Raw genomic sequence first — 477 nt, forward strand, 5'->3', positions numbered from 1 at the left:
CGAAAAGAAGGTTCAAGACGGCTCCCTGAAGCGCGAGCTCGGTGAGCGACACATCCGCCTGATGGCGCTCGGCGCCTGTATCTGCGGCGGCCTGTTCCTGGGCTCGGCGAAGGCCATCCAGATGGCCGGCCCGGCCATCATGATCTCCTACATCCTTGGCGGCCTGGCGATCCTGGTGATCATGCGCGCCCTCGGCGAGATGGCGGTACACAATCCGGTGGCCGGTTCCTTCAGCCAGTACGCCAAGGATTACCTGGGCCCGCTGGCGGGCTTCATCACCGGCTGGAACTACTGGTTCCTCTGGCTGGTGACCTGTGTCGCCGAGATCACCGCCGTCGCCGTCTACATGGGCATCTGGTTCCCCGACGTGCCGCGCTGGATCTGGGCCCTGGCGGCCCTGGCGAGCATGGGCACGATCAACCTCATCGCGGTGCGTGCCTTCGGCGAGTTCGAGTTCTGGTTCGCCCTGATCAAGAT

The 477-nt window shown here is 64.8% G+C and carries 1 protein-coding gene; it reads left to right on the forward strand.

Translation table 11 applies throughout. The annotated features are described in order from the left end of the window. Positions 1 to 25: 25 nt before the first annotated feature. On the forward strand, positions 26 to 477 hold a 452-nt coding region (locus tag EEB15_RS33310; protein WP_305000520.1), incomplete at its 3' end, for an amino acid permease.

The sequence above is a fragment of the Ramlibacter sp. WS9 genome (genome assembly GCF_003797765.1).
Taxonomy (GTDB): Bacteria; Pseudomonadota; Gammaproteobacteria; order Burkholderiales; family Burkholderiaceae_C; genus Ramlibacter.